Source organism: Neochlamydia sp. AcF84 (genome assembly GCF_011087585.1).
In the GTDB taxonomy this organism is placed as follows: Bacteria; Chlamydiota; Chlamydiia; order Chlamydiales; family Parachlamydiaceae; genus Neochlamydia.
The window spans coordinates 62,231-89,046 of sequence record NZ_VJOT01000073.1; the positions used below are offsets into that span (position 1 = coordinate 62,231).

19 protein-coding genes and 1 pseudogene are annotated in these 26,816 nt (G+C 37.0%); 5 read left to right on the forward strand and 15 right to left on the reverse strand.

All coding sequences use genetic code 11. The annotated features are described in order from the left end of the window. Positions 1-91: 91 nt before the first annotated feature. Both NEOC84_RS08465 and NEOC84_RS08470 read right to left on the reverse strand, forming a co-directional pair. On the reverse strand, positions 92-2,845 hold the full coding sequence (locus NEOC84_RS08465; protein ID WP_166158063.1) for a leucine-rich repeat domain-containing protein: 2,754 nt from the start codon (positions 2,843-2,845) through the stop codon (positions 92-94). A gap of 469 nt (positions 2,846-3,314) precedes the next feature. Further along, positions 3,315-4,001: a uracil-DNA glycosylase gene (locus NEOC84_RS08470; RefSeq protein WP_242678242.1), complete on the reverse strand. Its 687-nt coding sequence runs from the start codon at positions 3,999-4,001 to the stop codon at positions 3,315-3,317. Between the two features lie 603 nt (positions 4,002-4,604). On the opposite strand from NEOC84_RS08470, the gene NEOC84_RS08475 reads away from it, so the two are divergent. The 3 genes from NEOC84_RS08475 to NEOC84_RS08485 all read left to right on the forward strand — a co-directional run bounded on the left by NEOC84_RS08475 (position 4,605) and on the right by NEOC84_RS08485 (position 6,678). Then, positions 4,605-5,258, forward strand: coding sequence for a type IV toxin-antitoxin system AbiEi family antitoxin domain-containing protein (locus NEOC84_RS08475; RefSeq protein WP_207391845.1), 654 nt, complete (start codon positions 4,605-4,607; stop codon positions 5,256-5,258). A 2-nt stretch (positions 5,259-5,260) separates the two neighbouring features. Further along, positions 5,261-6,109 carry a nucleotidyl transferase AbiEii/AbiGii toxin family protein gene (locus tag NEOC84_RS08480; RefSeq protein WP_166158066.1) on the forward strand — a complete coding sequence of 283 codons (849 nt, stop codon included), beginning with the start codon at positions 5,261-5,263 and terminating at the stop codon, positions 6,107-6,109. Positions 6,110-6,492: 383 nt separating this feature from the next. Beyond that, entirely contained in the window at positions 6,493-6,678 is a 186-nt protein-coding gene (locus tag NEOC84_RS08485) for a type II toxin-antitoxin system Phd/YefM family antitoxin (protein ID WP_166158070.1), read from the forward strand. A 315-nt stretch (positions 6,679-6,993) separates the two neighbouring features. Here the strand turns inward: NEOC84_RS08485 and NEOC84_RS08490 are convergent, their stop codons facing one another. Beyond that, a complete protein-coding gene (locus NEOC84_RS08490) occupies positions 6,994-7,614 on the reverse strand; it encodes a hypothetical protein (RefSeq protein WP_166158073.1) in 621 nt (206 codons plus the stop codon). A gap of 187 nt (positions 7,615-7,801) precedes the next feature. Continuing rightward, positions 7,802-8,407: pseudogene (locus tag NEOC84_RS08495) on the reverse strand (integrase core domain-containing protein). Between the two features lie 434 nt (positions 8,408-8,841). Between NEOC84_RS08495 and NEOC84_RS08500 the strand changes: the two are divergent. Then, the gene (locus tag NEOC84_RS08500) at positions 8,842-9,099 is read left to right on the forward strand and encodes a prevent-host-death family protein (RefSeq protein ID WP_166158076.1); all 258 of its coding nucleotides are present in this window, start codon (positions 8,842-8,844) and stop codon (positions 9,097-9,099) included. A 371-nt stretch (positions 9,100-9,470) separates the two neighbouring features. Here the strand turns inward: NEOC84_RS08500 and NEOC84_RS08505 are convergent, their stop codons facing one another. The 11 genes from NEOC84_RS08505 to murG all read right to left on the reverse strand — a co-directional run bounded on the left by NEOC84_RS08505 (position 9,471) and on the right by murG (position 22,200). After that, on the reverse strand, positions 9,471-9,893 hold the full coding sequence (locus NEOC84_RS08505) for an NUDIX domain-containing protein (RefSeq protein WP_166158078.1): 423 nt from the start codon (positions 9,891-9,893) through the stop codon (positions 9,471-9,473). Then, positions 9,893-11,140 carry a beta-ketoacyl-ACP synthase II gene (gene fabF, locus NEOC84_RS08510; RefSeq protein WP_166158081.1) on the reverse strand — a complete coding sequence of 416 codons (1,248 nt, stop codon included), beginning with the start codon at positions 11,138-11,140 and terminating at the stop codon, positions 9,893-9,895. The genes NEOC84_RS08505 and fabF overlap by 1 nt, the downstream gene beginning before the upstream one ends. Before the next feature lie 17 nt (positions 11,141-11,157). After that, positions 11,158-11,523, reverse strand: coding sequence for a ribosome silencing factor (gene rsfS, locus NEOC84_RS08515; protein ID WP_166158084.1), 366 nt, complete (start codon positions 11,521-11,523; stop codon positions 11,158-11,160). A gap of 14 nt (positions 11,524-11,537) precedes the next feature. Beyond that, positions 11,538-12,173, reverse strand: coding sequence for a nicotinate (nicotinamide) nucleotide adenylyltransferase (nadD, locus tag NEOC84_RS08520; protein ID WP_166158087.1), 636 nt, complete (start codon positions 12,171-12,173; stop codon positions 11,538-11,540). A 510-nt stretch (positions 12,174-12,683) separates the two neighbouring features. Then, complete coding sequence (locus tag NEOC84_RS08525; RefSeq protein WP_166158090.1) at positions 12,684-13,358, reverse strand: HAD family phosphatase; 675 nt, start codon at positions 13,356-13,358, stop codon at positions 12,684-12,686. Then, positions 13,321-15,042 carry a hypothetical protein gene (locus NEOC84_RS08530; protein WP_166158092.1) on the reverse strand — a complete coding sequence of 574 codons (1,722 nt, stop codon included), beginning with the start codon at positions 15,040-15,042 and terminating at the stop codon, positions 13,321-13,323. Before NEOC84_RS08530 ends, NEOC84_RS08525 begins: the two co-directional genes overlap by 38 nt. A gap of 94 nt (positions 15,043-15,136) precedes the next feature. Further along, complete coding sequence (gene miaA / locus NEOC84_RS08535) at positions 15,137-16,168, reverse strand: tRNA (adenosine(37)-N6)-dimethylallyltransferase MiaA (protein WP_347566664.1); 1,032 nt, start codon at positions 16,166-16,168, stop codon at positions 15,137-15,139. A 904-nt stretch (positions 16,169-17,072) separates the two neighbouring features. Beyond that, positions 17,073-17,303, reverse strand: a complete 231-nt coding sequence (locus NEOC84_RS08540) for a KH domain-containing protein (protein ID WP_039384138.1) — start codon at positions 17,301-17,303, stop codon at positions 17,073-17,075. 264 nt (positions 17,304-17,567) lie between these two features. Further along, positions 17,568-18,470 (reverse strand): FtsQ-type POTRA domain-containing protein, encoded by a 903-nt coding sequence (locus tag NEOC84_RS08545; protein WP_166158098.1) that lies wholly within the window; start codon positions 18,468-18,470, stop codon positions 17,568-17,570. Between the two features lie 203 nt (positions 18,471-18,673). After that, entirely contained in the window at positions 18,674-21,100 is a 2,427-nt protein-coding gene (murC, locus tag NEOC84_RS08550; RefSeq protein ID WP_166158101.1) for a UDP-N-acetylmuramate--L-alanine ligase, read from the reverse strand. After that, positions 21,097-22,200 carry an undecaprenyldiphospho-muramoylpentapeptide beta-N-acetylglucosaminyltransferase gene (gene murG / locus NEOC84_RS08555; RefSeq protein ID WP_166158104.1) on the reverse strand — a complete coding sequence of 368 codons (1,104 nt, stop codon included), beginning with the start codon at positions 22,198-22,200 and terminating at the stop codon, positions 21,097-21,099. Before murG ends, murC begins: the two co-directional genes overlap by 4 nt. A gap of 477 nt (positions 22,201-22,677) precedes the next feature. On the opposite strand from murG, the gene NEOC84_RS08560 reads away from it, so the two are divergent. After that, a complete protein-coding gene (locus NEOC84_RS08560; protein WP_166158107.1) occupies positions 22,678-26,331 on the forward strand; it encodes a tetratricopeptide repeat protein in 3,654 nt (1,217 codons plus the stop codon). Positions 26,332-26,816: the final 485 nt, after the last annotated feature.

Below are 26,816 nucleotides of genomic sequence, written 5' to 3' on the forward strand. Positions count from 1 at the left end.
GCAGGCAAGATAAATCACCCATGGGATGCTAAAGGAAGGCCATATTTTTTACAAGTTAAGGCCCCCCTTTATTTAAAGTATAGAATTGGATTCATTCATTCATAGCATCTACGAGGAAGGGAAGCTTGGCAGATAGCTGGTTTATCTCCTCAGCAAGATTACTTATTAGATTATTTTCTAAGTTAAGCATTTGCAGCCTAGATAACTCTCCTAAGCAGGAAGGCAATGAGCTAAGCTGATTATGCTCTAAAATAAGCTCTTGCAAATTAGATAACCTTCCTATCTCGTTGGGAAGAGAAGTAAGCCGATTGTTGCTTACATAAAGCCTTTGGAGTTCACAAAGATGCCCTATCTCACTAGGAAGAGATACAAGTTGGTTGTGCTCTAGAATAAGCTCTTGCAGGCGGTGCATCTGCCCTATTTCAGGGGGAAGATAGGTAAGTTGATTGTGATTTAAGGTAAGCACCTTAAGGTTAGATAGTTTTCCTATCTCGGCAGGGAGATAAATGAGTTGATTATGATCTAAAGTGAGTTCTTCCAGCTGAAACATTCGATCGATCTCATCAAAAAGAGAAGTAAGTTGATTATACTCTAAAGAAAGTTTTCGCAAGTAAATAAGCCATTGCATAGCTGCAGGCAGATTGGCAAGCTGATTATTATCCAAGGTGAGAACTTCTAACTTAAGCAATTTTCCTACTTGTTCAGGAAGAGAGGTAAGTTGATTGTATTCTAAAGAGAGCTCTTCTAAGTGAAATAAATCCTCTATTTCGCCAGAAAGAATGGTTAATAGGTTATGATTCAAAGTAAGTTTTTGTAACTTCAATAGTTTCCCTATTTGTACAGGAAGAGAGGTAAGTTGATTATGATCTATATTGAGCTTTTGCAAATTAGATAAAAGCCCTATTTCGTTAGGAAGTGCGGTTAATAAATTGTTGCTTAGGTTAAACTTTCGTAGTTTAGAGAGCTGCCCTATCTCAGCAGGAAGAGAACTAAGCTGGTTATTCTCTAAAATAAACTCCTGCAATTGAGATAGATCTCCTATTTCTTGAGGAAGAGAAGTAAGTAAATTGCTGTGTGCGTAAAGTTTTTGTAGCTCGGTTAGTTGACCTATCTGAGCCGGAAGAGAGCTAAGCTGGTTATACACTATAGCAAGTTCTTGCAGCTGAGATAAACCTCCTATTTCTTGGGAAATGGAGGTAAGTAAATTTTCGTTTGCATAAAGTTTTTTTAGTTCATTTAGCTGACCTATCTCCCCAGGAAGGGAGCTAAGCTGGTTATGGTCTAAAATAAGTTCTTGCAGTTGAGATAAACCTCCTATTTCTTGAGGAAGAGAAGTAAGGAGATTATTGCTTACATAAAGTATTTGCAGCTCAGTTAGCTGCCCTATCTCATCAGGAAGAGAGCTAAGCTGGTTATGTTCTAAAATAAGTTCTTGCAGCTGAGATAGACCTCCTATTTCTTGAGGAAGAGAAGTAAGGAGATTATTGCTTACATGAAGCATTTGTAGCTCAGTTAGCTGCCCTATCACAGGGGGAAGAGAATTAAGCTGGTTATGCTCTAAAATAAGTTCTTGTAGTTGAGATAGACCTCCTATTTCTTGAGGAAGAGAAGTAAGGAAATTATTGCTTACATGAAGCATTTGTAGCTCAGTTAGCTGCCCTATCACAGGGGGAAGAGAATTAAGCTGGTTATGGTCTAAAAGAAGCCCTTGCAGCTGCGATAAATCTCCTATTTCTTGGGGAAGGGAGGTAAGTAGATTATTGTATACAAAAAGATTTTTTAGTTCCCCCAATCTCCCTATCCCAGCAGGGAGAGAGCTAAGTTGGTTGTGTTCTAGATTAAATTGTTGCAGCTTGTACAGCTGATCTATTTCTTCCGGAAGAATGGTAAGCTGATTATGTTGTAAAGCAAGCACTTTAAGCTTGCTCAGTTGGCCTATCTCAGCAGGAAGAGTAGTAAGCTGATTGTACTCTACAGTAAGAGCTTGTAGTTGAGATATCTGGCCTATCTCAGCAGGAAGAGAAATGAGTTGGTTGTACTCTAGATAAAGACCATCTAGCTGGGACAGTTGCCCTATTTCAGTAGGAAGCCTGGTTAGTTGGTTATGATCCAAGTAGAGGATCTCTAAGAGAGATAATGCTCCTATCTCTTTAGGAAGGGCCGTGAGCTGATTGTGATTTAAATATAGCTTCTGCAGCTTGGATAACAATCCTATCTCTGGTGGAAGAATAGTCAGATTGTTTTTGGCTAAAGAAAGTGTTTGTAGGCAAGACAATAACCCTATCTCGGGCGGTAAATAAGTCAAACCCATTTTCTTTAGGTTTAAATCTATGATATCTGCACCATATCTTTCAAGCCAAGGTCTAAAAAGAGCTCCTTTTTTTTCTACGGTCAAGTGTATGATTTTTTCATCCTCTAAATATTCTTTTCCACCCTCCAGAACTCCCCACAATAAAAGACGATTAATATTGACTAGGTAAGAATAATAGTTAGCTAATGTCAAGTACCTCTTTTCCTCAGTCTTCCATTTAAATTCTGAGGGGGAAAAAGATTTAGCTAATTTAAAAAGATGCCTGAAAATCTCATTTATCTTTTTTATATACGAAAACTGAGCATCAATTTGATAGATTTTATCTATAATGAGTGCTTGCTCGGTAACGTTTCCTTTAGGAAAATGCACACGACCTATCTTTTTATAAAGGTTTACCATTACTTCATTTGACAGAATATGGTGCCATTTCGCGCAAACGCCGAGCAAAGACGGGTGGGCACAACTCTCCAAGATAGGAGTTAAAATTTCATTAGGTAATTGCTCAATGGTAATAGAAGAAGTGAAAGGATGCATGTGGTTATCTCCTTAATTTTTGGGTCAAAACCCCTGCATGATAAACTCAGCATAGGGTAAAAACATAAAACTAACAAGAAAATCTTTGATGTAACCCTTTAACAATGAGGTGTAAAGACATAAATATTGCCAGAAAGGGTATAAAATCTTCTATCAAGCAAAGGGGTGATGATAAGTTCGTCTCCTGCTTGATCCTGCCCAGCGATTATCAAACAGGCCTTGGCTGAAATACTTAAAAAGCCCTCCAGGTTATCTTTTTTAAGTCTAGATACCACTTAAAAAGGCTATTGAGAAATTCACTCATCTACAATTTTTTAGATAAAATCTTTGGGCTTAATTTTTAAAAGGATAAGCTTCCATTCGCTACTTTGTCGCAGCTGCATTCTCTTCTATGTGAAAAAGAGAACTTAAAGGAAGAAATCTGTTTTAAATTCAGATTTTGAAATATTTTATCAGCATAAGTAAACAATCATTTGTCTTTTTTAATTTCTTCAAGCAGATCGTAAAACATTTTCTCTGTCAATGTACCTGTATTGACATTCCGTGGCGTAGGATGATAACTACAATAAAGCTTAAGGCCATTTTCTAGCCTATAGAAAGCGCCATGCTTAAATTTTATTCCTTTTGTGGATAGGCCTTTCTTTTTTAATGCTAATAAAAAGGCATCGAAAGCTAATTTTCCCAGTACTAGGATTACACGCAATTTAAAGAGCATTTCTATTTCTTGCATATAGTAGGGGTGGCAATTCATACATTCTTGACGAGTAGGCTTATGTTTAGGAGGAAAACATTTGACCGCTGCCGTTAGATAACAATCCTTTAATATTAAGCCGTCATCTAAAGACTCGGATATAGGTTGATTTGCCCACCCCTGCGCATAAAGCGCTTTGACTAAAAAACGTGCAGTTGCGTCGCCTGTAAAAACGCGTCCCGTCCTGTTTCCTCCATCTCCCGCAGGGGCAAGCCCCGTAATCAATAACCAGGCTTGTTGATCGCCAAAGCCTGGCAAAGGCTTTCTCCAATATTTTTGATGCTCGTAGAGAGGCCTAGCAGGTACCGTTTCGCGATGAGCCACAAGACGCGGACACTTTCGGCAATTGATGACCGTTGCTTGAAAATTTTTCCACATCGATAAGTTATTTGTTTTAGTAACCATACCCCAACTTCTCCTTCTCCTTATTTATCCTCACTGAAATTATTAAAGAGCTATCAAGTTTCAAAAGGCGCCTAATCCTATAATTTTCTTATAACGCAGGGACCAAAAACCCTTAAAGCCTAAAAAATTAGGTAACAGCCTTTCTTCTAGCTAGCCGGCTCTTACATAACATTCATTTTCAGGAATTTTTTATGCTTTGTACCAGGCATTTCTGGCAGCATACAAGACTAGCCTAGCTAATGAACCCATTTTATAGTTATTAAGTATTTTAAAATTATTTTATTGGCTAGGCTACTTTTTTAGAATTTTTTTGTTTTTTTAAGATGGGGTGACTATCTTTTACTTTAGCTACAACTAAAAGCTTACGGGATAGGTTATAACGCTCCTTCCCTTGATAAGGTTTAATGAAGTATTCTAAATTTAACCCTAAGCCAGCTAAAAGGCAGAATTTTTGTTACATTTCCCCTTTATCATTTGCAACTACCCCATAACATTTTTTTAATTACTTACTAGTTACCAAGTCACTATCGGAATATAAAATAATATTTTATCATCAATTTGCTAAGAATTCATTTTAAAAAATCTCTTGACTACGAATCTTAAATGGATAAAAATGTAGTAAAAAGTCAACATTTACTATCATTACTATCCATGAATGCAAAACAGAAAGCCCTTGATCTTTTTAAGAAAAACCACGGACTGCTGAGGACTGCAGAAGCGATCCGTTTAGGCATTCATCCTCGAACATTATATCAAATGCGAGATGAAGGGCTTTTAGAGCAATTAGCTAAGGGAGTCTATCGTTTAACAGAGTTACCTGATTTTTCTGAGCCTGACTTAGTACTGGTATCTAAGAAAATCCCCCAAGGTATTATTTGCCTAATTTCAGCTTTGGCCTACCATGAAATCACTACCCAGATTCCCCACTTTGTCTACGTTGCCCTCCCCCTTAAGTCTAGAAAGTCCTGTTTGGAGTATCCCCCCATTCGTTACTTTTACTATTCTGAAAAAGTCTATAGTCAAGGCCTTGAAACAATACTAATAGGAGGATACCCAATCAAAATCTATAATATTGAAAAGACCTTAGCTGACTGTATTAAATTTCGTAATAAAATTGGCAAAGGGGTGGTTATTGAAGCCTTAAAAATGTACTGGCAACGTAAGAATACCCAAATCGATAGATTATATGAATATGCAAAGTTAAACCGCGTGGAAAAAATTCTTCATCCCATGATGGAAACAATAGTCAGTCAATAGAAATGGAAAAGCTTAAGAAAAACCTAGATGAATCTATTTATAGCCGTCTAAAGAATGTGGCTAAGCAAAGAAAAAGACCTGTTCAAGAAATTCTAAAATATTATGCAATTGAACGCTTTTTATTTCGTTTAAGTGTCTCGTCTCATCAAAATTCTTTTTATTTGAAAGGAGGTTTGATGTTGATGGTCTGGAATCCTATGAACCATCGACCGACGGTAGACATTGATCTGCTTGCTAAAACCTCTAATACCATTTCCCATTTACACAAGATCATCCATGAAATCTGCTCTACTGAAGTAATTCCTGATGGCCTATTATTTGCCGTAGAGTCGTTAAGATTATCGGAGGCCCAGTTAGAGGCAGAATATCATGGAATAAGTGCTTCATTTTCAGCTAAGCTATTTACCGCAAAGCTTCCCATGCGGATAGATTTTGGATTTAGTGATACTATCTTGCCTCAGCCTGCTATCGTAAAATATCCTACCCTTTTGGATTTACCTGCACCAACAATGAAAGGCTATACCCCGCAAACCTCAATCGCCGAAAAGTTTGAATCCATCATTCGTTTAGGATTTGCTAATACCCGCATGAAAGACTTTTATGACATCTGGCTATTGATTCAACAATTCGATTTCGATCGCGACGAACTGAAGCTCATCATTCAGCAAATTATCAAGAATCGTGGCACGATTGTTAAAAGATCTCCCATAGCATTCGAGGAAGCCTTTTATAATCATTCACTAAAGCAAGATCAATGGAAGGCCTTTCTAAGAGATATTTCTCATGAAGTTATACCATTAGAACAAGTAATGCTTGATTTAAGAAATTTTTTCAGTGATCTTATTTTTTAGGATATGAATACTATAAAATATACACTATATGCAATTGAGCTAAGATGTTAAATCTCTTCTTAGTAACCTTCAGAGATGTCTTTAGACCTTAGCTTTTATAGGCCGCATATTGAAGTAAAACCTTATGAAGAGCATCTTAAGCATTTTTTTTCGACTCTATTTGCATTTGAAATGTGAGGCGCAGAATTGGGCAATAAACGTTTTTTATTCAACGGTAATGTGGTTAGTTGCTTGGCTTAAAGGCAGCCGTTTTATGATCTCTTTTGTCTTTCTCTTTACTAAAATATAACATGCCACTTTAGCTTCTCGCATGTTTTAATTCTGCTCTTGATTAACATTTGTACAAATGGAAACATTGTTAATAGACATTAAGAGGTAAAAATATGAATACTAGAAAAGCTTTTTCTCAAGCATGGAGTGACCTAAAAGCAATCGTCAATCATGTAGCATTTTTTCATCATCGCTATATTTTAACTTATAAGGGTAAAGATTTGGCCGCCATAGTGCCTATTGAAGATCTAGAAATGCTAGAGGCCCTATACGATGAGCGTGATATCGAGGTAGCATAACGTGTAGACGAAGATATTAAAAAGCATGGCACCGTTAAATGGAAAGATATTAAAAGAGATTTCGGGCTGTGATTTCCGAGATTAAATTAAGTTGTACCATGCTTAAATATATTTAATAGACAAGGCTAACTTAAGGTTGGGGATAAATATTAAAAGGTTGAGGTCTGCAAGATTATAGCCAAACTTCCTATACATCGCTCAGCTACAAACTAGCAGACCAATTAAAACATCCGACTAGGTTAAATTTTGTAGTTACCTCAAAAAAGCATTAAGGCCACACTTGGGAGTGATATAGTATCTACTTATTATTATGATTTATTTAAGCCCACATAACTTTATTCCAGGAAGTGCCCCCAAAAATTTTTCTAAAAATAGAGGGTCTACTCCTAAAGTAATTATAATCTCAGGTCTTTCTTTCATGGCATAAGAATGCTTATAATCTGATCTGTCAAGAGTTTCTTTAAGAAGGTTTATTTTACTTTGCTTGTCTTCATCATTAAGAAACTCTTTTTCTGCCTTAGCAATAACTTCTTCATATGAAAGTATGTTATAACTCTTAATAATATATTTTATAGATCCCTCAAAATCATTTCCGAAATTTAAGACTTTTTGTGATCTTTTTTCAAACTTTTCCATTATTTCAGGGACTGCCTCTATTAAATCTGGGGCCTTGAAAGTTATGTATTCATCCTGTGAGTGCCGCTCCCTCCATTTCAAAAAGCTTTTTGTATTTATAAAAATTACTGTTGGCTTTTTATCGACAAAACAGTTAATTTTAGTAGCAAAGCCTAATTTTTCTAAAATACATCCAATTATATTGAATCTATAATAATTCACTCCTGCTCTATGGGTCTTGGGATTAATATCATTTATCTTATTAAATCCATTGAAAAAACAGCGCCCATTATTAAAATTTACATTAATATTATCATCCATAACATGCCTCAAATTTTTATTTATCGTAGTTTAGGTTAGCTTAAATCGGCCCAAGCATTCTTCGCATTTAATAAGTCCGTTTTATTAACTAGCATAAGAAAGGCCATTATTGCATGAGTTAGCCTAAGCAATTGCTTCTGGAAGAATTAAAAGTGTCCTAGACAGTACTTGACCTGACAAACATGAGTTACCTGGCACATACTATTTCTGTCAGTTGTAACTTATCTAACATCTTTTCTTGCGCAAGATGTTTTGCATCTAAGAATGTTTGTAAAGGCATCTGGCCAAAACGCTACTTTCCTGGATGTGTTCTCTCGTTATTATACTCGTTCATCCATTTATCTACATCCTCTTGTAATTCTTCAACGTTTTTAAACACTTCCTTCCTAAAAGCTATGGCATAAAATCCGTTTTGAATAGTTTGATGAAACCTTTCGCAGATTCTATTGGTTTGAGGACGCCTGGCTTTAGTGCGAGAATGGTCAGTGTCTTCGATGGCCAGAGATAGCTCATACTCATGATGCTTTCTTGCTCCACAGTACTCTGTCCCATGATCGGCCAATATTCTTAAGGTATGAATATCTTGCTCTTCAAACCAGAAGCAGGCTTTTGAAGAGCAAAATCAGCCACAGCTTTTTCAATAGACTCGTCCACTCTGCTTTTTACACAGGGTTTTTTACGTGTCATATCCTGAAGAGCGGCTTCTCCACCTGTTTCATATATTTCTTTGAATCTATAAAAGCTATCTCTAGGATATCCCATCATCTTACAAGCTTTAAGATACATTTCCCAATGTTTCAGCTAGCTTTAAAACACTAAGTTTATTTTTATAGCTTTTTGATGAATTGCTAAATTTGACATTTTGACACTCCTTATTAGTCTTAAGCCATTCACTTCACGTTCAGCCTTGTCAATTTTAATGAGTGGTAAGGCTTTAAGTTTCGCGGCTTTTAAATTGCGTTTCCTTTATTTTTATCACAAATGCCAGGTTAACTCCTATCTATTACAAATAAACTCATGAGACAATTTGCCAAGCTTGGTGGCAAATATTTTCTCTTTTGTCACAGATGATAGCTCGTCTTATCAGCACCCATTGTACGTTTTTAATTTTTTCTTCTCTTTACCCTGCAAAATATGCCACTATAGCCTCTTGCATGTTTAAGTTTTCCGCTGATTATTAAGCCTATAAATGTTAACGTTATAAATGGGTGTGAAGGAGGTAAAAATATGAGTATTAGAAAAGATTTCTATCAAGCACAGAGAGAAATAACCAAAATCGCCAATCATATAGCTTTTTGCCATGATCGATATATTTTAACTCGTAATGGTAAAGATTTGGCGGCTATAGTGCCTATCGAGGATCTTAAAATGCTGGAGACACTAGAAAATGAGCGTGATATCGAGGTAGCACGACGTGTAGACGAAGATATTAAAAAGCATGGCACAGTCAAATGGAAAGATGCTAAGAAAGATCTCGGGCTGTGATCTATGAAATTGAATTAATTCGTATTGCACTTAAAAGCATGGCTAAAATCCCCAAAAAAGAGCTTAATCGTATTCAGAGTAGGCTTGAAGCTCTCTCATTACATCCCCGTCCAGAAGGCTTAAAAAAGATTCGAGGCAACGATAATTTATGTAGAAGTTGTTACGGGAATTATTGAATTCCCTACAGAATATTCGATAACAAGCTTTACGTTTTAATAGTAGAGGTAAACCATAGAAAAGATATTTATAAAAAATTTTAAATATCTATTGATTCGTGGATGATCTGCTATCGCTTGTAAAACTACTTTTCTTACTAGCTATTATTCAAGGAATACAACTAGCTCCCTTTAGCTCCCTTCCATTTGATCTAGCTAAATTTCTGACACAACTTGCACAACTTGACGGCAAATATTTTTTCCTTGGTCAAAGGTAATACAATCAGCAGCTTGGTTCAACGGCACCCATTGTACAGCTTTAATCTCTTCTTCCATTCTCTGCACTTCCCCTTCTACCTGGGCAACATAGTAGATAACAGTCTTATGAATGAGTACACCTTCAAATTTGAAGTAAAAGCTTTCTTCAAACGTTTGATCAGATAGGAGCTTGCAAACCTTTAAACCTGTTTCTTCAAACAACTCTCTTTGGGCTGCTTCCCAAGCAGTTTCGTGAGGATCAGGATGACCTTTAGGAAAGCCCCAATGTCCCGCATGCGCTTGGACAAGAAGGACATGCCAACCATCTTTAAACTGAGCTAAGGGAACAATGCCATAGGAATACTCTTTCTTTGTAGCCATTAGGGATGGTAAGCTCCTAGCACGATAGTAGCATTATGGCCACCAAAGCCAAATGTATTGGAGATAGCAATGTTAATATCCTTTTTTTCCGCTACGGTCGGAATATAAAATTCTAAATCGGGTTCAGGATCTTCCAAGTTTATACTCGGATGAACCCATCCTGATTCAATCGCTTTTGCTGTAACGACAGCTTCCATCGCTCCTGCAGCACCTAAACAATGTCCAATCATCGACTTAGTCGAATTCATGATGATTGAGCTAGGTTCTTTGAAAACTTTTTTTAAAGCGCGCACTTCTGCCATATCGCCTGCAGGAGTCGAAGTACCATGAGCATTAATATAATTCACTTCCTCAGCTTGTATGCCTGCATCCAATAAAGCATTGCGTACACATAAAGCTACACCTTCACTATCAGCACGAGGCTCGGTAATATGATAGGCATCACATGACATGCCTCCACCTAAGTACTCCGCTAAGATTGGAGCTCCTCGGGCTAAAGCATGCTCCAAACTTTCAATAATAAAAATTCCTGCGCCTTCTCCCATTAAGAAACCATCACGGCCTCGATCCCACGGGCGAGAAGCTTTTTCTGGTTCATCATTACGCTGGGATAAGGCCTTGCATGAGCAAAAGCCTGATAAACCCATAGGGATAATAGGAGCTTCAGAACCACCGCAGATCATTAAATCTGCCTCACCTTTGCGAATATGGTTAGCTGCTGCAATGATCGCATTATTTCCCGTAGCGCAGGCTGTTGAGACAGAATAATTAGGTCCCATAAAGCCTATATCCATGGCAAGCATTGCTCCACCCATGTTGGTAAGAATATAAGGCACAAAGAAAGGGCTGACCCATCGCTGGCCTTTTTGCATGAGCGTCTGAACGCCTTGACAATAGACATCCATTCCCCCCATGCCAGAGCCAATAACCACACCACAACGCTCTTTATTAAGCTTTGCTATAGCCTCAGGATTAAGCTGGCTTGCTTCTAAAGCTTTTTTTCCTGCTACCATGGCATAAGCAATATTTTTATCAATGCGGCGTGCTTGCTTTTTATCAATATAATCACCGGAGTCAAAATTCTTAATTGAAGCAGCTATGCGAGTAGGATAATCTTCACAAGGAAAACTTGTAATCAAGGAGGCTCCACTTTTGCCGTCCAATAAAGATTTGTAATAATCATCTACCTCGTTACCAAAACAAGAAACGATGCCCATACCGGTGATAACAATGCGTTTTTTCTTCATGAAATAACTTAAACCTTCTAATTTTCCTTCACATCAATGTGAAGATCTACAATTTTTGCCTGTTGCCACAGCTGCTCCAGTGCATATTTTTCTCGTAATTCTGGAATAAAAAGATGAATGATGATTTCTCCATAATCCATCACTAACCAATCAGGAGCTTTACTCCCCTCAATATGAAGAAGTTCATCTCCTTGTTGGATCATCACCTCTTCAATTGTTTTTGCTATAGATTTAACATGACGATCAATATTCCCTTCAGCGATCACATAAAAATCGGTCATCGTAGAAAGATCGCGAACATCTAAAGCGAGTATGTTAAAACCCTTTTTATCATAAATAGTTTGAGCGATTAAATCTAAGTTTTTTAAAACAGTTTTCGACATATTCTTTTAAATTTTTATTTTTGCCCTGGCCTAGAAGAATATAAATGATTTTGATATATGTAGTCTATCACTTTTGCAGGGACTAAATGGCCAATATACAACCCTTGCAAAACCCTCTCACGTATGCGGCTCGCGCTAATTTCCATCACGTAGGCAGAAGTCATTCCTTTTTGAAGAGCTGCGCAAATCTCTGGATCTCCTTCCCAAATAATAGGTTGTTCTGAAGCATAACGACGGCAGATAAGAGGCGTTGCTAGCGTAAGGATCTCTTTAGCCTCCTTCCAGTGAACAAAGCTGAAGGCCGTGTCTTCACCCATAATTAAGTAAAATTTACTTGGATATGCCTCTTTTTTCTCCTCCTTGATAATTTCATGTAAAGTATCAATAGTATAAGAGGGCCCGGGACGCTCCAACTCATAAGGAATGATGCCAAAACAGGGAAGTTCCTGCAGAGCAATTTCTAGCATTTTAAGACGGTGATAAGCCAAAGTAGGTTCCGCGCCTAGCTTATCAGGATTGACTAACGCTGGGCAAAACCATATTTCATCGAGTTGATGGGCTTCCATAATTTCTATAGCAGTATTTAAATGCCCAAAATGGATAGGATCAAAAGTACCACCATATATTCCTACATGCTTATGAATACGCATTAAAGCTTACATCCAATGTATAATTTTTCAATATTAAAAGAGCTAAAGGTTTCCCTTTACTAGCGTTTTGGTTCTTATAGTATGCTTATGAGCTTCGTAGAGAAATAAATTTGATCTCCCTGCCTAGTTTTACATAGACAAGTGTACTCACGCTCTAGAAAAGTATAAAAGCATGCCTTTTCCCATCAAACTTTTTTAATATAACTATTAACATACGATAACAAATTTTAAAATTATTTTATTTTTCATAATAAAAAACATGTTATCTTACCCTCTTGGGGGAGCACTAAAGCACTAAATCATTTTGATGTTATTAAAAGTCATAAAGGTCCTTTAGCTGTGCTGTAAGCATATTAGCGTAGCTGCTAAACACTCTTTATTGCTATTAGAGAGTCTACCTACTTACCCAAAATGCTTCACTTTGGGCTTTTTACTTTTTTACTCACCCTCATTAAGTCAATCGCTATATTTTTACTTAAAAACATGAGGGTAAGGTGAATAAAAGTTAATTTAAATAATTGGCCATTGATTTTGACGACAAATAGCTTTCAAGCTTCGATCCGGGTTAACACCCACGGCATTTCCTACGGCGTAAAGAAGGGGCAAATCTAAATAGCTATCGGTATAAGCTGTCACATTATCTTTAACGATTTGTAATTCATTTAAGAGCAGCTCTAGAGCTTGAGCTTTTTGAGGACCTTCCATCACCTGGGTAATATGAGTGAAATCACCCTGGTCGTTTTTTTGATAAATCGTAGAGCTCCATCTATCAACGCCTAGCCTCAGCGCCACTTTTTCCACTAAAAAGTTTGGCGAACTAGAAAATATAGCAGTATACGATCCTTCATTTTTAGCTTCTAATAGTTTTGAAAAGACGGGATGATAGATAAGCTTATCCAGTTGCTGGGATAAAAATTTGGTGGCATGCTCATTAACAAGGGCCACGGAAAGGCCACAAAAAAAGCATTGAAAAGTAGATTCATGCAAGCTTTTTAGACTAATGAGTCCAAGCTTGAACCTTAAATAGAGGGAAGATAGGCGCATCATTCGGTAAAAAGGAAGGATTTTTTTCCGAAAAAGATAGATACCAAAAGAGAGACTACAATTTTTGCGAAGAAGTGTATGGTCGAGATCAAAAACAACTAAGCTATTTTTTCTTTTGGAATTGTACAATTTTGTTTTCAATTTCTTGAATGCCTTGGTTGATTTTTTCTAAGCGCTCTTTTTCAGACTTTATCAACTCGTTATTATTCATGGCTTTCTCAAAATCTAAACCTGAAACTCCTCCCGCTTTGCGCAAAGACTCTAGCTGGACTTTTATCGCTTGTCTACGTTCTTTTCTTTGTTTTAGAACTTCGCGAAGTTGCTCAATAGATTGACGATCATCCTCGGACAAGGAAAGTAAAGCTTGTTCCTCTTTATCTGAAAGAACATCGGTGATTAAGCTACGTAAGGATTTATAAAGGCGCTCTATCTCTTGCTTTTCAAATTTATTAAAAGAAGAATTTTGTATTTTCTGAGCAAGCTCATCTCTGGCGGCTGCTAGCTCTTGAGCTTCTAAAGAACGAGCATTATTGCCAAGCTGTTCGATTTCATTTTTTATTTCTTCTATTTTAGCTTTACGTTGCCTTTCTTTTTCTTGTTCATGTTGAAGGCGCACTTGCTCTTGTGCTTTCTGTTTTTCTAAAATCTGATCTTTTACGGCAAACATTTCGCTTCTTAGAGCTTTGATTTCATCTCTTCCCAGTTCAACATTTCTCATGAACTTGGAAATCTCATCTAAATGCTTATTAGCTTGATCATCCGATAATTCTGAAGATTCATATTGCTTTTTAAGCTCATGTATTTTGGCTTGAACGGTATAAAAATTTTGCTTAAAAGTAGCTTTTAGCTGGGCACGTTCTTTTTTGCGTTCTTTTTCGGCTAATTTGATTTTATCCCAGCATTCGCTAAGACGCATTCTCGTATGGGTAAAGGCATGCGTGTTAAGAGTTAAAACCTTAGCAATGCCTTGTAAGTCTTTAATTTCTTCTCTTAATGCAAACAAAGAATCATCAAAGTTACCTTTAAAGCTACCCCCAATAAAGGCTTCCACATCATCGCTAAATGTTTGGCTAACTTCTTTGATAAGCTCTTTCCTTAAAGGAAAAACTTGATCGCCTATTTCAGAGAGCCTTTGGAAAAACTTATTTTTTTGTCTTACACGCATGTCCGTTTTAATAAGTTCTTTGCGTAGAGCATTCACACGAGATGCTTGCACATTAAGCAAATTAAGTCTTTTTTGAGTGTCTTGATAAAATAGGGCTTTGGCAGAAAGCCTTGTGGGGATAGGGCCTAAGTCAGGATTGGTAATTTTAGCTACTTGCTCTTCAAAAAGCTTTATATCGTTTTCTAAAGCTACGATGGCTATTTCAATTTGTTCGGCTGCAAAAGAGCTTTGTTCATCCAACATTTCTTTCAGACGGCGGGCTTCTTTGGAAAGCTCGCTATATTTTGTCCATAATTGCGTACGCACAAGGGGAGGGAGGTTTTCTTTAAAGAGTTGCAAGCAAATATTGCGCACTTCCCAAAAGGCTTTAAAATGTGGAGCTCCACTTTGTGCTAAAGAGCTTTCCATAAAATCTAAAGCATATTTAACCTTAGCGTCTACTTGAAGTAAATTTTCCATCTCTTGCATAAACTCATCGAGATGAGGATTATGCTTTTTTTCGACCACAGGCTCTTCACTAATTTCTTGCTCTGCTCCTTCTAAAGAAGGGGTTGTTAAGCTTAGCTCTTCGCCTTCTGAATTAATCGAGGATAGGAATTTCTCATCTTGATGAGGTGTCGTTTCTTGTATATTTTGATTTTTACTTTCTAAGTCGCTCATGGAAATTCTTAAAGATATATGTTTAATGGAATTTTAGAGCAAAATCATAGCTGATTTACCCTTTTCGGTAAAGCTCTTTAAAAAACAATAATAATTAGCAGCTGTCGATATCTTTAGAAATAAGGTCGGCAATCATTTCCGTGTCATAAAGGTCCATATCAATCCAGTTAAACAAAGGTTCTTTGCCAAACCAGGTATGCTGACGTTTGGCATAGTTTCTAGAAGCTCGTTTAAATGTCTCGACAAACTGAAGATAATCCTCGGGCCTTCTGTCGGTTGCTAAATAAGCAATCGCTTGCTTATAGCCTATCGCTTGGGCTGCAGAGGAGTTAGCTAAGAGACCTTGTTTTAACAAACCTTGGACCTCTTCTAGCAAACCTTCTTCAATCATTTGATCACAACGGTTTTCAATGCGATGATATAAATGAGGCCTAGGTCGAAATAAAAACCAGCACCGAAAGTCATAATTTTGAGCCTTATGGCGCCCCTTCCACGAAAGCTTACTAACTTTTTCTCCAGTTAAAGTAATGATTTCCAAAGCACGCACAATTTTTTGCTTATCATTCTTTGTAATCCCACTGGCGTAATGGGGATCTAGCTGCTGAAGACGAGCATATAAGACCTCGGGGCCTAGCCTATCATATTCTTCTTCTAAAGCTTTTCTAATTTCAGGAATAGAGGGAGGCCCTAGAGGAGGTCCATAGAGTAAAGAATGAATATAAAAGCCTGCCCCTCCTACTACAATAGGCACCTTGTCTCTATTGTGTATACGCTGGAAGGCTTGACGCGCTTCATAGCAAAAATCTACAACATTGAAAGAATCTGCTAAATGGCAAATATCGATGAGGTGATGAGAAATCTGTTGTCTTTCTTCAAGTGTAGGCTTAGCTGTACCAATATCCATTCCTTTGTAGACTTGCATGGAGTCAGCTGAAACGATTTCTCCATGGATCTTTCTTGCCAGCTGGAGAGCAAAATGAGACTTGCCGCAGCCAGTAGGACCGGCAATAATGATCACGCGCTTTTTATTTTGAGGAAGGGCAGTAGGGAGCTGCTTTTGAGCTTCGATAGCAAAATTTATAAAAATTTGTTCTATTTCTTCTTTTTCTAATGTTCCACTAGCCACTGTCAACTACCTAAACTTGGTCAAAGCATTGTTTATTTAAATTTAACCATTTATTATTCAAGGCCTTAAATTTTAACATGTCTTTCAAATGGTAAGATCAAGCATAAAGAGACCTGTTAGATAATTCTTGGCTCTGATTGTAGAAGCTAAGAAAAGCTTTCATGATATTCGAGGAAGATAGCTAGCTCCTTTCAAAATCCCATCATCTTGTTAGTTATTTAATTATTTCTTTTATTTTCCCCGCAAGTAGCACTTACAGCTCTTTTCAACTTTATACCTACCTGCTTAAAGTTATTCTCCCTCTTAAATTCAATCATCCATTCACTTCAAAGAACATCAAAAAAACTTTCTGAAATGTGATTATTAGCCTTTTAAGAGGATCATATTTTGCTTTTTTTATAGAAAGTAATGATTAAAAGCTGCAAGCGCTCGTCTTCTTAAACGCTCTCCCTTTTATGCCCCCTTTCTCAAAGCTAAGCTTTTTTCTGCAGGTATGCTTTATTAGCACTTTTAATTCTTTGTTTTAACAATCTATATCTTGCATTTGCAGATGGTCTTTCATAAAAGCAAAAGCTAAAAGTCTGCTGCTTCTATATAACTTTCTTTTCGGTTCCTTTAGGGCCCAGCCCTTAACCGCAGGCTCTTTGCTGTTACTTCCTTACCCGCATCAAAGATTCAAGTTATAAAGCAGTAAAAAAATCTGTTAAAAGCCTGATAGCTGGTATTTGATGAAACTTAAAGTAAGGCTAAAATCCCAAAAAGATTAAAGATAAATCACTTTATTTGCTGCTTATATGTCTAGGCTTTAAGCATTTATTTAAGCACACTTGCTGGCAATGAAGTTATCTAAAAAAAGATTAAGTAAAAAAAGCAAGCTATTCTCAATATTTAATACTTAACAGGATTACTCAATAATTTCCACTCTAACGCGTCGCCCAAGCCGAGCACAAATCATCATGGATATTGTTCGTAAGGCTTTGATAGTATTTCCTTTCCTTCCTACAACTTTCCCAATATCATGAGGATTAACCCGTACTTCTACGATCATTCCTCGTTCCCCTTCATAGCAATTAACATTTACATCATTAGGGGCGTCTACTAAATTTTTTACGATATATTCAACAAATTCTTTCATAGCTCTACAAATGTTTATTATAGTTTTACAAGCTAGCATTTTTAGCATCAGGAAGAATTTAACTCAAGAAGTATCCCATTAAAGCTCTTTGCCTGCTTATCTGAAACGTACGATAAAATGAATCTGGAGCCTTATTTCTCACCTAATTAAAAAGCAATTAAACAATTTTTTAATTCCACCCTATTTTATCAGAATTTTATCGAACGGCATGATAAGGTAAATTGCTTTTTGAACTCTCAACTACTTTCTCAGCTGCTAAGACCTCTAAAGAGGAGAGCTTTTGATGTAGGCGAGCGCAGGAATACGTAAATCTACAATTAGAGGTGCATATTTTAATAATTTTTCTGCCTCCCCTCCTTCCACACATTTGGCATGATATTTTAATAAAGGGCGCAATTGCAGATAATTGGCTAATTCTTGCCGATAATTGTCTACACTCAACCGCAATACATGCGAAGCTATTCCTTTGACAAGCTTTCCTGCTTGATCTGTTCTTTCCACCTGCTCATCAAGGATAGCTACAATTTGCCTTTTACCTTTGCTATCTGCAAAAGCCTGGGAGACATCAACACGAGTTAGATAAGAATATTCCGAGCAACAATAGGTTGAAAGCAGATCAATTAAATAAAGGGCGAGCTTGCATTTAATTTCGTGGATAGGTTTTCCCCAAATCAACGGGGAAGAATCTGTTATTCCCAAGTATATTTCTGGTAGTTTTTTAGGAGTAAAAAAAGGTTTAAAGGGAAAAGTCACACCTTCACGATCGATAACTGTGTTATGATAATCTAATAAATAAGCAAAAGGCTTTCTTAATTCATAATCCACATAAATAGTTCCTGGGAGGATTTTTTTTACATAGGCATGAGTAATCAAAGGAGAATCTAAAAGTTTTTGTTGAGCTGCTTGGGTATTAAAGCGAAAGATATTGGTTGGTTGATCAATCGATAAGTTAAGAAGCTCAGCAAGATACGCGGTTTTCAAAGGTTCTTTATCAGGAGTCGTTTGCGCAATAGCTACAATGTTATACTGTGGGTTATATAGACGCTGTCTTTTTATATATTTATAATAAATTAAACCTCCAGTAGCAGATCCGGAGATAGCTAGAGTAAAAAGCATAATCCATAAACAAGCTGTACGTATGGAAAGCTTCTCTTTTTTTTTTCTCATAAGGACTTTTAACCTAAAGGGATGAAGAGGGTAGAAGCACTCTGTTGGTGAGATATCTCCCCTCTTTTGACAAACATAAAATTCAGGGTTATTTCTGCTAGCTCCTTGCTCAGCCAGATCATAGCATTTTTTCTCACTTCCTGCAAAGATGCTCTCGCATCAGAGATTAAATGAAAAGCTGTAATTAACCATCTCTAGAAGTTTTAATGCTGCCTACATAAAATAGCATCTCTTCGTTTTCGTTCAAGCGCAAGTATAATTAAGCGATTGAATAGCTCCTCCCCGTCCACTCCATTTAGCTGGCATATCATAGGATAAAGGCTAAGGGAAGTAAATCCTGGGATAGGGTTAATTTCGTTTAGCCAAAATTTTTCATTAGCATCAAGAAAAAAATCTACGCGCGCCATTCCTGTCCCTCCAACTGCTTGATAGGCAGCTGAAGCTAGCTCTATCCCCTCCCTATTTTTTTCAGGTGATAAAGAAGCTTGAGGAATGGTTTTCATACTGTTTGCCCCATATTTAGATTCAAAATCGTAAACATGGCCTTGAGAAAACACTTCGCCGGGAGGAAATACTTCAGCCTCTTCATTACCTAAAACTGCAAATTCTATTTCCCTAAAATTTGTAAGCCCTTCCTCTACGATTAATTTAAAGTCATAATGAAAGGCTTCTTGAATCGCTGAATATAAGCTATCAGCATGCGTGACTTTTTGTACGCCGATCGTTGATCCTAAATGCACAGGCTTTATAAAAAGCGGAAAATTTAATTTGTTTTGAATCGATTGAATAAGTGATGTACTATCTGTTCTCCACTTTTTATAGCTGATTTCTATAAAAGGCAAGGTAGCTATCTGATGTGCTTGCATAAGATGTTTGGTATGAGCTTTGTCCATAGCAATAGCCGCATAGACATGATCAGGGCCTATATAAGCTTTATCGAGAATTTCAAAAAAGCCTTGAATGGTTCCATCTTCGCCATAAGGCCCATGCAAAATAGGCACAAAGAGATCGCACTCCATCAATTGATTAAAAACACTTACCTCTATACAGGAGGTAGTTTTTGCAGCTGCTAGCTCCTGCATGCGCTCTTTAAGCGCCTGCATATTATTATCTTCTACAAGCCACTGCCCCTGCTTTGTTATACCAAAATACTTAATCTCATAAAGCTCGGGTGAAACGTATTTGCAAATATGGCTAGCCGATAAGAATGCAACCTCATGCTCTACTGAGCGCCCTCCAAAAACCATCCCCACTTTGAGCTTACGTGGCGCTCGTTGCCTGAATAGCTCGAGCAACTCGTGAGAAAACTTAGTAATATCGCCGGCTCCCATAGAAACAACAATATCATGGGGATGAACAAAATCCAAAAGTAAAGAGTCTAGATCTTGCCGCTGCACTGCATGAATTTTTTTTATGCCTTTAGTTTCTATTTCCTTGATAATTTCTATTGAAGAAACCCCCTCTATAGGTGCTTCGCCGGCAGCATATATCTCCGTGATAAATACCTCATCTGCATCATCGAAAACATCTTTGTATAACCCCAAGCAATCTTGAGTACGGGTGTAGCGATGCGGTTGGAAAACAACAATCAGACGCCGCCCCCCTGCAGCTTGACGTATACCTTCTAGAGTGGCTTTTATTTCTGTCGGATGGTGAGCATAATCATCAAGCATTAAAATGTGATGCTTCTCGCCCTTTTTTTCGCAGCGACGCTTAATACCACCGAATGAAAGAAAAGCTGCACGAATTCTATTTTCTGCAACCCCTAAGCTTAAAGCTAATCCTAGCACGGCCGCAGCATTAAGAGCATTATGACGTCCTACCATAGGCAACTGAATAGACGAATAATGGCAACCCTTAAAATCTACATCAAAAGAGATGTTCCATCCTTTTTGAGAAAAGTTACTAATTTGTAGCTCACAATGGCTTCCAAATCCATAACAAACGCCCTTAGGCTTTAAAGCTAAAAGATGTTTATCATCCCCGCACCAAAAAAGATGCTCCGATGTTTCCACTTTGCTTAAAAATTGGCTAAAAGCCTTAATTAAATTCTCTATCTTGCCAAAGTAATTAAGATGATCGGCATCAATATTAGTGATAATGCCTCCATAAGAATGATACTTAAGAAAGGTGCCATCACTTTCATCAGCTTCGGCTATAAAATACTTCCCTTCCCCATGCCCAGCATTTGAATTAAAAGAAGAAAGCATTCCTCCCACCGCATAGGAAGGATCCAAGCCAGCTTGCATGATTACCCAGGTTAAAAGAGCTGAGGTCGTAGTCTTACCATGCGTTCCTGCCACCGTTAAAGTTTTCTGCTCCTGCATTAAGTATAAGAGCAAGTCAGAACGATGAAGCATTAAGCACCCCTGCTGTAAAGCAGCATAATACTCTGGATTATCAGCTTTAATATCTGAACTGTAGATGACAGCGGCATGAGCAGGAACTTGATGAGCCGCATGGCCGATAAATATTTTAGCTCCGTTTTTCGACAATTCTTCCGTTACATAGTTGGCTTGCATGTCGCTGCCTGTTACAACCATCTTCTTTTTTAAAAGAATGCGTGCTAAACCGCTCATGCCGATGCCACCGATGCCAATAAAATGAAAGTGCTTTACCTTTGAAATCATACGTGGAGCGCCTCCAGAATAAGCGTATAAAGCTCTTTAGGTCGGTGGTGGATCTTGTAATTTTGCATCGCTTGGCTCATTTTTTTCCGTTTTTCTAGGGTAAAAGATTCTATTTTACCCGCTAAATGAAAAGCATTTAATTCCTTTTCTTGGCACCTTAAAGCTCCCCCTACTTTTTCTACTAGAAAAGCCGCATTTTTTTCCTGATGGTTATCGGTAGCATAAGGATAAGGAATTAATATCCCGGGCACCTCAAATTCCATCTGCTCAGCAATGCTCCCTGCCCCTGCACGGGTAATGGAGATATCTGCCGCCTGCCATGCTAGTTCCATATGTGTCTCAAAAGGTTTGACACAAGCCTTAATGCCTGCTTTTCGATATTCTTCTCTAAAAAATTGAGAAGTAGAAGCATCACCTGTTAAATGAATGATCTGCCATTGCTCTTTAGCATGCTTTAAGTGCTGAATCAAAGCTTCGCTAACCAAATTATTCAGATTTAAAGCTCCTTGTGAGCCTCCAAAAGCTAAAATAGTATCTCGCTCTTTCTCTAGCCCAAAGAATTCACGTGCTTTAGAGGAAGAGCTATCACCCTTATAATATTCTGGACGTAATGGCATGCCAACTTCATAAGTTTTTCCCCCTAAAAGATCTGCCGTATCAGGAAAGTGGATGCCTACAAAGGAAGCATACTTTGCCAAACAACGATTAACTTTTCCGGGAACACTATTAGCTTCATGAAGGATAAAAGGAATTTCTTTAGCTTTGGCAGCTAAAAGCATAGGCAAGGTATAATAGCTCCCAAATCCTACTACCATATCAGGACGGTATTCGCTAATAATTTTGCAACTCTGCTTTATACCCTTTAAAATCTTGTAGGAAGCTTTTAAAGTCTCCCAAGGAGATTTATTTGTAAAAGTAGCGCAAGTGATCGTCTGATAGCGGAAGAAATCTTTGTCAAAATAAAGATTGATATCAAGATTTCCCCCTACATACAAAAGCTCAAGAGAGTCATCTGCTGCCATAAGCTGTTTGCCTAAAGCAATAGCAGGAAAAATATGGCCTCCCGTACCCCCTGCAGTAATAATAATTCTTTTACCCATCTTCCGCTCCTGCCATTAAAGGTGTTTACTATTACAAAACTGGGATTTCTAATGCCAGCGAATGATAAGAAAATTGCTCCCAGGAAGAGAAATGGTGTTAGATAGAAAAAAATAGATAGGGAGCCATCTGTAATGTTGACCTCTCAGCAGCAAATATTATTTTAAAATAATAAACTTACTCTTTTTATAGGCAAAGAATGGCTAAACATTCTCTTACTTCCCTTAAATTAAAAAAATTCAGTGAAAAGCAAGATTGCAAAAGACTTATGCCAAGAAATAAATCATTCATACTAAATAGCCCCTGCTTAAAAATTATGCCAAAAAATTATAATAGTTGCCTTTTTAAGTTTATTTTTATATGAAAGGTAAAATTATTTTTTACAACCCTCTTGAAAATATATGGAATGGATGTAAAAGGTCATAACAAGCTCTTCCTACGCATTGAAATACAAGCCAACTTAAAAGAAGGATAAAAAAATGAATGTGGTGAACGTACACAAGTCTACCCTATTATCTACTGAAAACAACTCCCTTCCTATAGCAAAGAAAAACACTTTTGACCCTTCTAGTCCCTTGGCTACTCTACCTTTAAAAATTTTCAAAAAAATTTTTATTTCTTTCAGCAGTTTAACTGAAGACGAATTAAGAAAAATCCTTGATGCAAGGAGCTGTGCCCGTGTGTTTAAACAACACATGCCTAATAATGTCAATTTTTTGCAGCTTTATCAGCCTAAGAAACTACAATCCTATCTTGACAAGCTTTCTAATTATTTAGATAAATATCTCTTTTCTATTGGCGAAGACAATACATCTTTATCAATAGATAGGCTAGAAGAGGATTATACCCAAGTCTTAAAAGTTGCTGTCCAAAAAGAAGATTCTACCCAGACAAGATTTTGCATTGAAAAATTAGGTGATATCCATTTAATCAAAGGAACAATGCAAGTCCTTCTTCAAGCTGCAGGGCTTTATAATTATGCTCTACATAATGCCTCTTTAGACGAGCAAGCAATTATTAAAGAAAAGCTATCAAAAGTCGAAATTTTGCTTAGTAAGGCTTGCAAAGGAGAAGATGTAAATGTTCCTAAAACCAAAAAGCAATTTGAAAATAATCGCAAAGGATTAAAAAAATTTAGGGATGAAATAGAAGAGAAAATCCAAACTCTCAGCTCAGATCCTTCCCCTGCAGAAGTTCAAGAGCTATTTGGTGAGATTGCTCAACAGATAAAAATTCTTTTTAGAAACCTTGCAATACAGGTTTTTGATACTTTAGGGCCTACACCCTGCGAATATGCCATGATAGGGTTTGGCTCTCTAGCTAGAGAAGAAATGACCCCCTACTCTGATTTAGAATTTGGCATCCTTATGCAAGAAGATACTGGAGAAAATAGAGAATATTTTAAGTGTTTTACAACCCTTCTTCATTTAAAAATCATCAATTTAGGAGAAACGATTCTGCCTGCTTTAGATATTCCTTGCATAAGAAAAGCTAATTTTTTCGATAGCGTTACACCCAGAGGTTTTGCTTTTGATGGTGAAGGAGTACAAGGTAAAGGCTGTAAAACTCCTTTTGGCAATCGCCAAACATTTGAGCTTATCCAAACTCCTGAAAAAATGGCTCAATATATTTCTAAAAACGAAAAAGGCCACTGGTGGCATGAAAAAGAGCCTCATCTTCCCATGGAATTACTAAACTTTACTCATTTGCTAGGTAATGATGAGTTAACTAAAACCTATAATAAAAATATTCAAGAAATGCTTAATTTATCTTATCAAGGAAGCCTTGATCTGCGCCAGTATTTAGCCAAGCAGCACCTAGTTCAAGAGGATATGAAAAATTTTGATCCAGATATCGATAACTTAAGAAAACAAGGAATGCTTTTCCAAGTTAAAAATGATTTTTATCGTTTTCCTCATTTAGCTTTGGATAGACTAGCCTTGTTCAAAAAAATAGAGGCTTCCGACACCTTTACTAGGATCGATAGATTAAATAAGATAGGGATTATAATGGAGGCCGCGAAAGATAAATTAAGGGATTGGATGAGTATAGCGCTATTTATGCGCCTTAAAACCTATTTTTATTATCAAGCGCAGCGTGAGATGATGAATCCACTCATTGGGCTCTTTGATTTTAATGATTCAAACTCTCTCAAGAAACAATTTGCTTTAGATCATAAAATTTCAGAAAAGGTAAAAAAAATTTATCGCATTTTTATTCCTTTTTATCAAGCCATTCGAAATTTCATAGCAGACCATGAAGATAACATTAGATTATTAGATTTAGAAGATAATTCGCCGAAAACCCAAGGAGATATAACTTTAAGACTTTTCCAGTTTGAGGAGGCAAAAAAATGGTACAGAGTAGCCAAAAAAGCAGATCCGCAAAACGCTAGCATATTCAATGCACTAGGGCTAATTAACCAAAAACAAGGAAATTTACCAAAAGCTGCTAAATATTTTGAACAAGCAATCGAAATTGTGATTAAGCATTATGGTGAAAATTATCCTAATCTAGCCTCATACTATAACAATCGGGGCATACTCTACCAACATCAAGGCAATTTAGACAAGGCAGCTGAGTATGTTAATAAATCGCTTGAAATTGGCCGTAAATTTTTTGGAGAAAACCCTAATATGATAGCTACGCGTTATGGCAATTTAGGGTTAATTTACCAAGAACAAGGAAACTTAGCTTTGGCGACTAAGTATACCAAAAAAGCGATTAAACTTGATATTAAGCTTTTTGGTAAAAATCATCCTGAGGTAGCGATAGATTATAATAACTTAGGGATGATTTATAAAGATTGGGGAAAATTGCTGCTATCTGCTAAGCACCTTGATCAAGCTCTGACTATTAATATAAGATATTACAGCATATTTCATCCTATAGTAGCAGAAAATTATAATTATTTAGGATTACTTCATCTAGAATGGTGCAAGTTAAAAAAAGCTAAAAAATATTTTAGCCTAGCGCTCGAAATTGCGAAAAAGTGTTATACTAAGGATCATCTTAGTATATCTACCTATTGCAACAGCTTAGGGATGTTTTACTATAAACAGAAGAGTTTTGAGCAAGCAGCTAAGTATTTCGAAAAAGCCCATGCAATCAATTTGGCGCTTTTTGGCAATAACCATCCAACTGTGGCAAAATCTTATAACGCTTTAGGGCTTTACTATCAAGAGCAGGGAAACTTTGGAAAAGCTGCCAATTATGTTAGCCAAGCGCTCATAATCGATCGCGAACTTTTTGGTGAGTGTAATCCAGCTATCGCAAGAGGTCATAGCAACCTAGGAATGATCTATTGCGATCAGGGTAAGTTTGAGGAAGCGTTTAAGCATGTCAATCGTGCGTTACTAATTGAAAGCAAGCTTTTCGGGGATAATCATCCTACTCTAGCGATTCGTTATTACAATTTGGGAAGAATTCATTATCATCAAAAGAAGTTAAAAGATGCCCATAAGCATGTCAATCAAGCGTTAAGGATTAACCGCGGGCTATATGGTGAGGATCACGCGGAGGTTGCAAATAATTACCATCTCTTAGGGCAAATCTACAAAGCTCGGAGAAATTTAAAACACGCGGCCAAGTACACTGGAAAAGCTCTACGAATTGCTCGTAAGCTTTTTGGGGGTAATCATCCAGATGTTGCACAAAATTATAGTGATTTAGGACGGGTTTACTATGAGCAAGGAAATCTGAGGCAAGCGGTCGAATATATAAAAAAAGCCATTACTATCAATCTTAAGCTTTTTAGCAAACATCATCCTGATGTAGCAATAGCCTACCGCAGCCTGGGGCAAGTTTACATTAAACAAGGTAACCTAGAAAATGCAACTGAATATATTAAAAAAGCACTTGAAATCAATATTAGATGTTACGGCATAAAACATTCCAATGTGGCATTAGGTTATGATGAGCTAGGGTCAATTTACCAAAAACAAGGAAATTTAGAGGAAGCAGCTACGTTCATCAATCAAGCACTCAAAATCAATATTAAGCTATTAGGTGAAGATAATCTCACTGTATTGCTTCTTTACCGCAAGCTGGCACAAATCTACCAAGCACAAGGAAATTCAAAAAAGGCAGCTGAATATGTAAAAAAAGCGCGAGTCATTAAGCTTAAGCTATAGGGGGAAAATCACTCAAATGAGGCCTCACATGTGGTGAAATATTTTAAAATCACTTCTAACTCTACAACATTAGCTACCTACGAGTTTTGGCCTTGACTAAAGCACGACAAATCTAAGCCATTATAGGGAATGAGACCTAATATCTTGCCTAGATTTAAAATTGCCTAGAAGTTGTTAATTGAAAATTATCAAGCTATCATATGAAAATTTATTTAAACCAACCATTACAAAGCAGGCAATCATAATGAATAAGTATTACCCTATTGCCTAAGCCCATCTAAATTTTTAAAGCCATACACTCAAAAAAAATTTAGAGATTGTTTTGTTTCCCTATCTCTTTTTATGGAAAGTAGAGCTATTATACGGTTTTAGACAGCTTTTTATGCAATCATCTACTCAACAAGATTGTATTTTTAATCGAAAAGAGACCGTGCAGAGAGACAACAACCTTTTAGAGCCTATAAACGTAGTATTTCAAAGCGTAT

Bases quoted from the DNA above. Each gene is read 5' to 3' on its own strand.
- NEOC84_RS08485 (WP_166158070.1), top strand. From the start codon at position 6,493: ATGAATACTAGAAAAGCTTTTTCTCAAGCATGGAGTGACCTAAAAGCA.
- NEOC84_RS08490 (WP_166158073.1), bottom strand. From the start codon at position 7,614: ATGGATGATAATATTAATGTAAATTTTAATAATGGGCGCTGTTTTTTC.
- NEOC84_RS08480 (WP_166158066.1), top strand. From the start codon at position 5,261: ATGGAAAAGCTTAAGAAAAACCTAGATGAATCTATTTATAGCCGTCTA.
- NEOC84_RS08465 (WP_166158063.1), bottom strand. From the start codon at position 2,845: ATGCATCCTTTCACTTCTTCTATTACCATTGAGCAATTACCTAATGAA.
- NEOC84_RS08530 (WP_166158092.1), bottom strand. From the start codon at position 15,042: ATGAGCGACTTAGAAAGTAAAAATCAAAATATACAAGAAACGACACCT.
- NEOC84_RS08500 (WP_166158076.1), top strand. From the start codon at position 8,842: ATGAGTATTAGAAAAGATTTCTATCAAGCACAGAGAGAAATAACCAAA.
- NEOC84_RS08560 (WP_166158107.1), top strand. From the start codon at position 22,678: ATGAATGTGGTGAACGTACACAAGTCTACCCTATTATCTACTGAAAAC.
- murC (WP_166158101.1), bottom strand. From the start codon at position 21,100: ATGATTTCAAAGGTAAAGCACTTTCATTTTATTGGCATCGGTGGCATC.
- rsfS (WP_166158084.1), bottom strand. From the start codon at position 11,523: ATGTCGAAAACTGTTTTAAAAAACTTAGATTTAATCGCTCAAACTATT.
- NEOC84_RS08475 (WP_207391845.1), top strand. From the start codon at position 4,605: ATGGATAAAAATGTAGTAAAAAGTCAACATTTACTATCATTACTATCC.
- NEOC84_RS08545 (WP_166158098.1), bottom strand. From the start codon at position 18,470: ATGAGAAAAAAAAAAGAGAAGCTTTCCATACGTACAGCTTGTTTATGG.
- NEOC84_RS08505 (WP_166158078.1), bottom strand. From the start codon at position 9,893: ATGGCTACAAAGAAAGAGTATTCCTATGGCATTGTTCCCTTAGCTCAG.
- NEOC84_RS08540 (WP_039384138.1), bottom strand. From the start codon at position 17,303: ATGAAAGAATTTGTTGAATATATCGTAAAAAATTTAGTAGACGCCCCT.
- nadD (WP_166158087.1), bottom strand. From the start codon at position 12,173: ATGCGTATTCATAAGCATGTAGGAATATATGGTGGTACTTTTGATCCT.
- murG (WP_166158104.1), bottom strand. From the start codon at position 22,200: ATGGGTAAAAGAATTATTATTACTGCAGGGGGTACGGGAGGCCATATT.
- NEOC84_RS08470 (WP_242678242.1), bottom strand. From the start codon at position 4,001: ATGGTTACTAAAACAAATAACTTATCGATGTGGAAAAATTTTCAAGCA.
- fabF (WP_166158081.1), bottom strand. From the start codon at position 11,140: ATGAAGAAAAAACGCATTGTTATCACCGGTATGGGCATCGTTTCTTGT.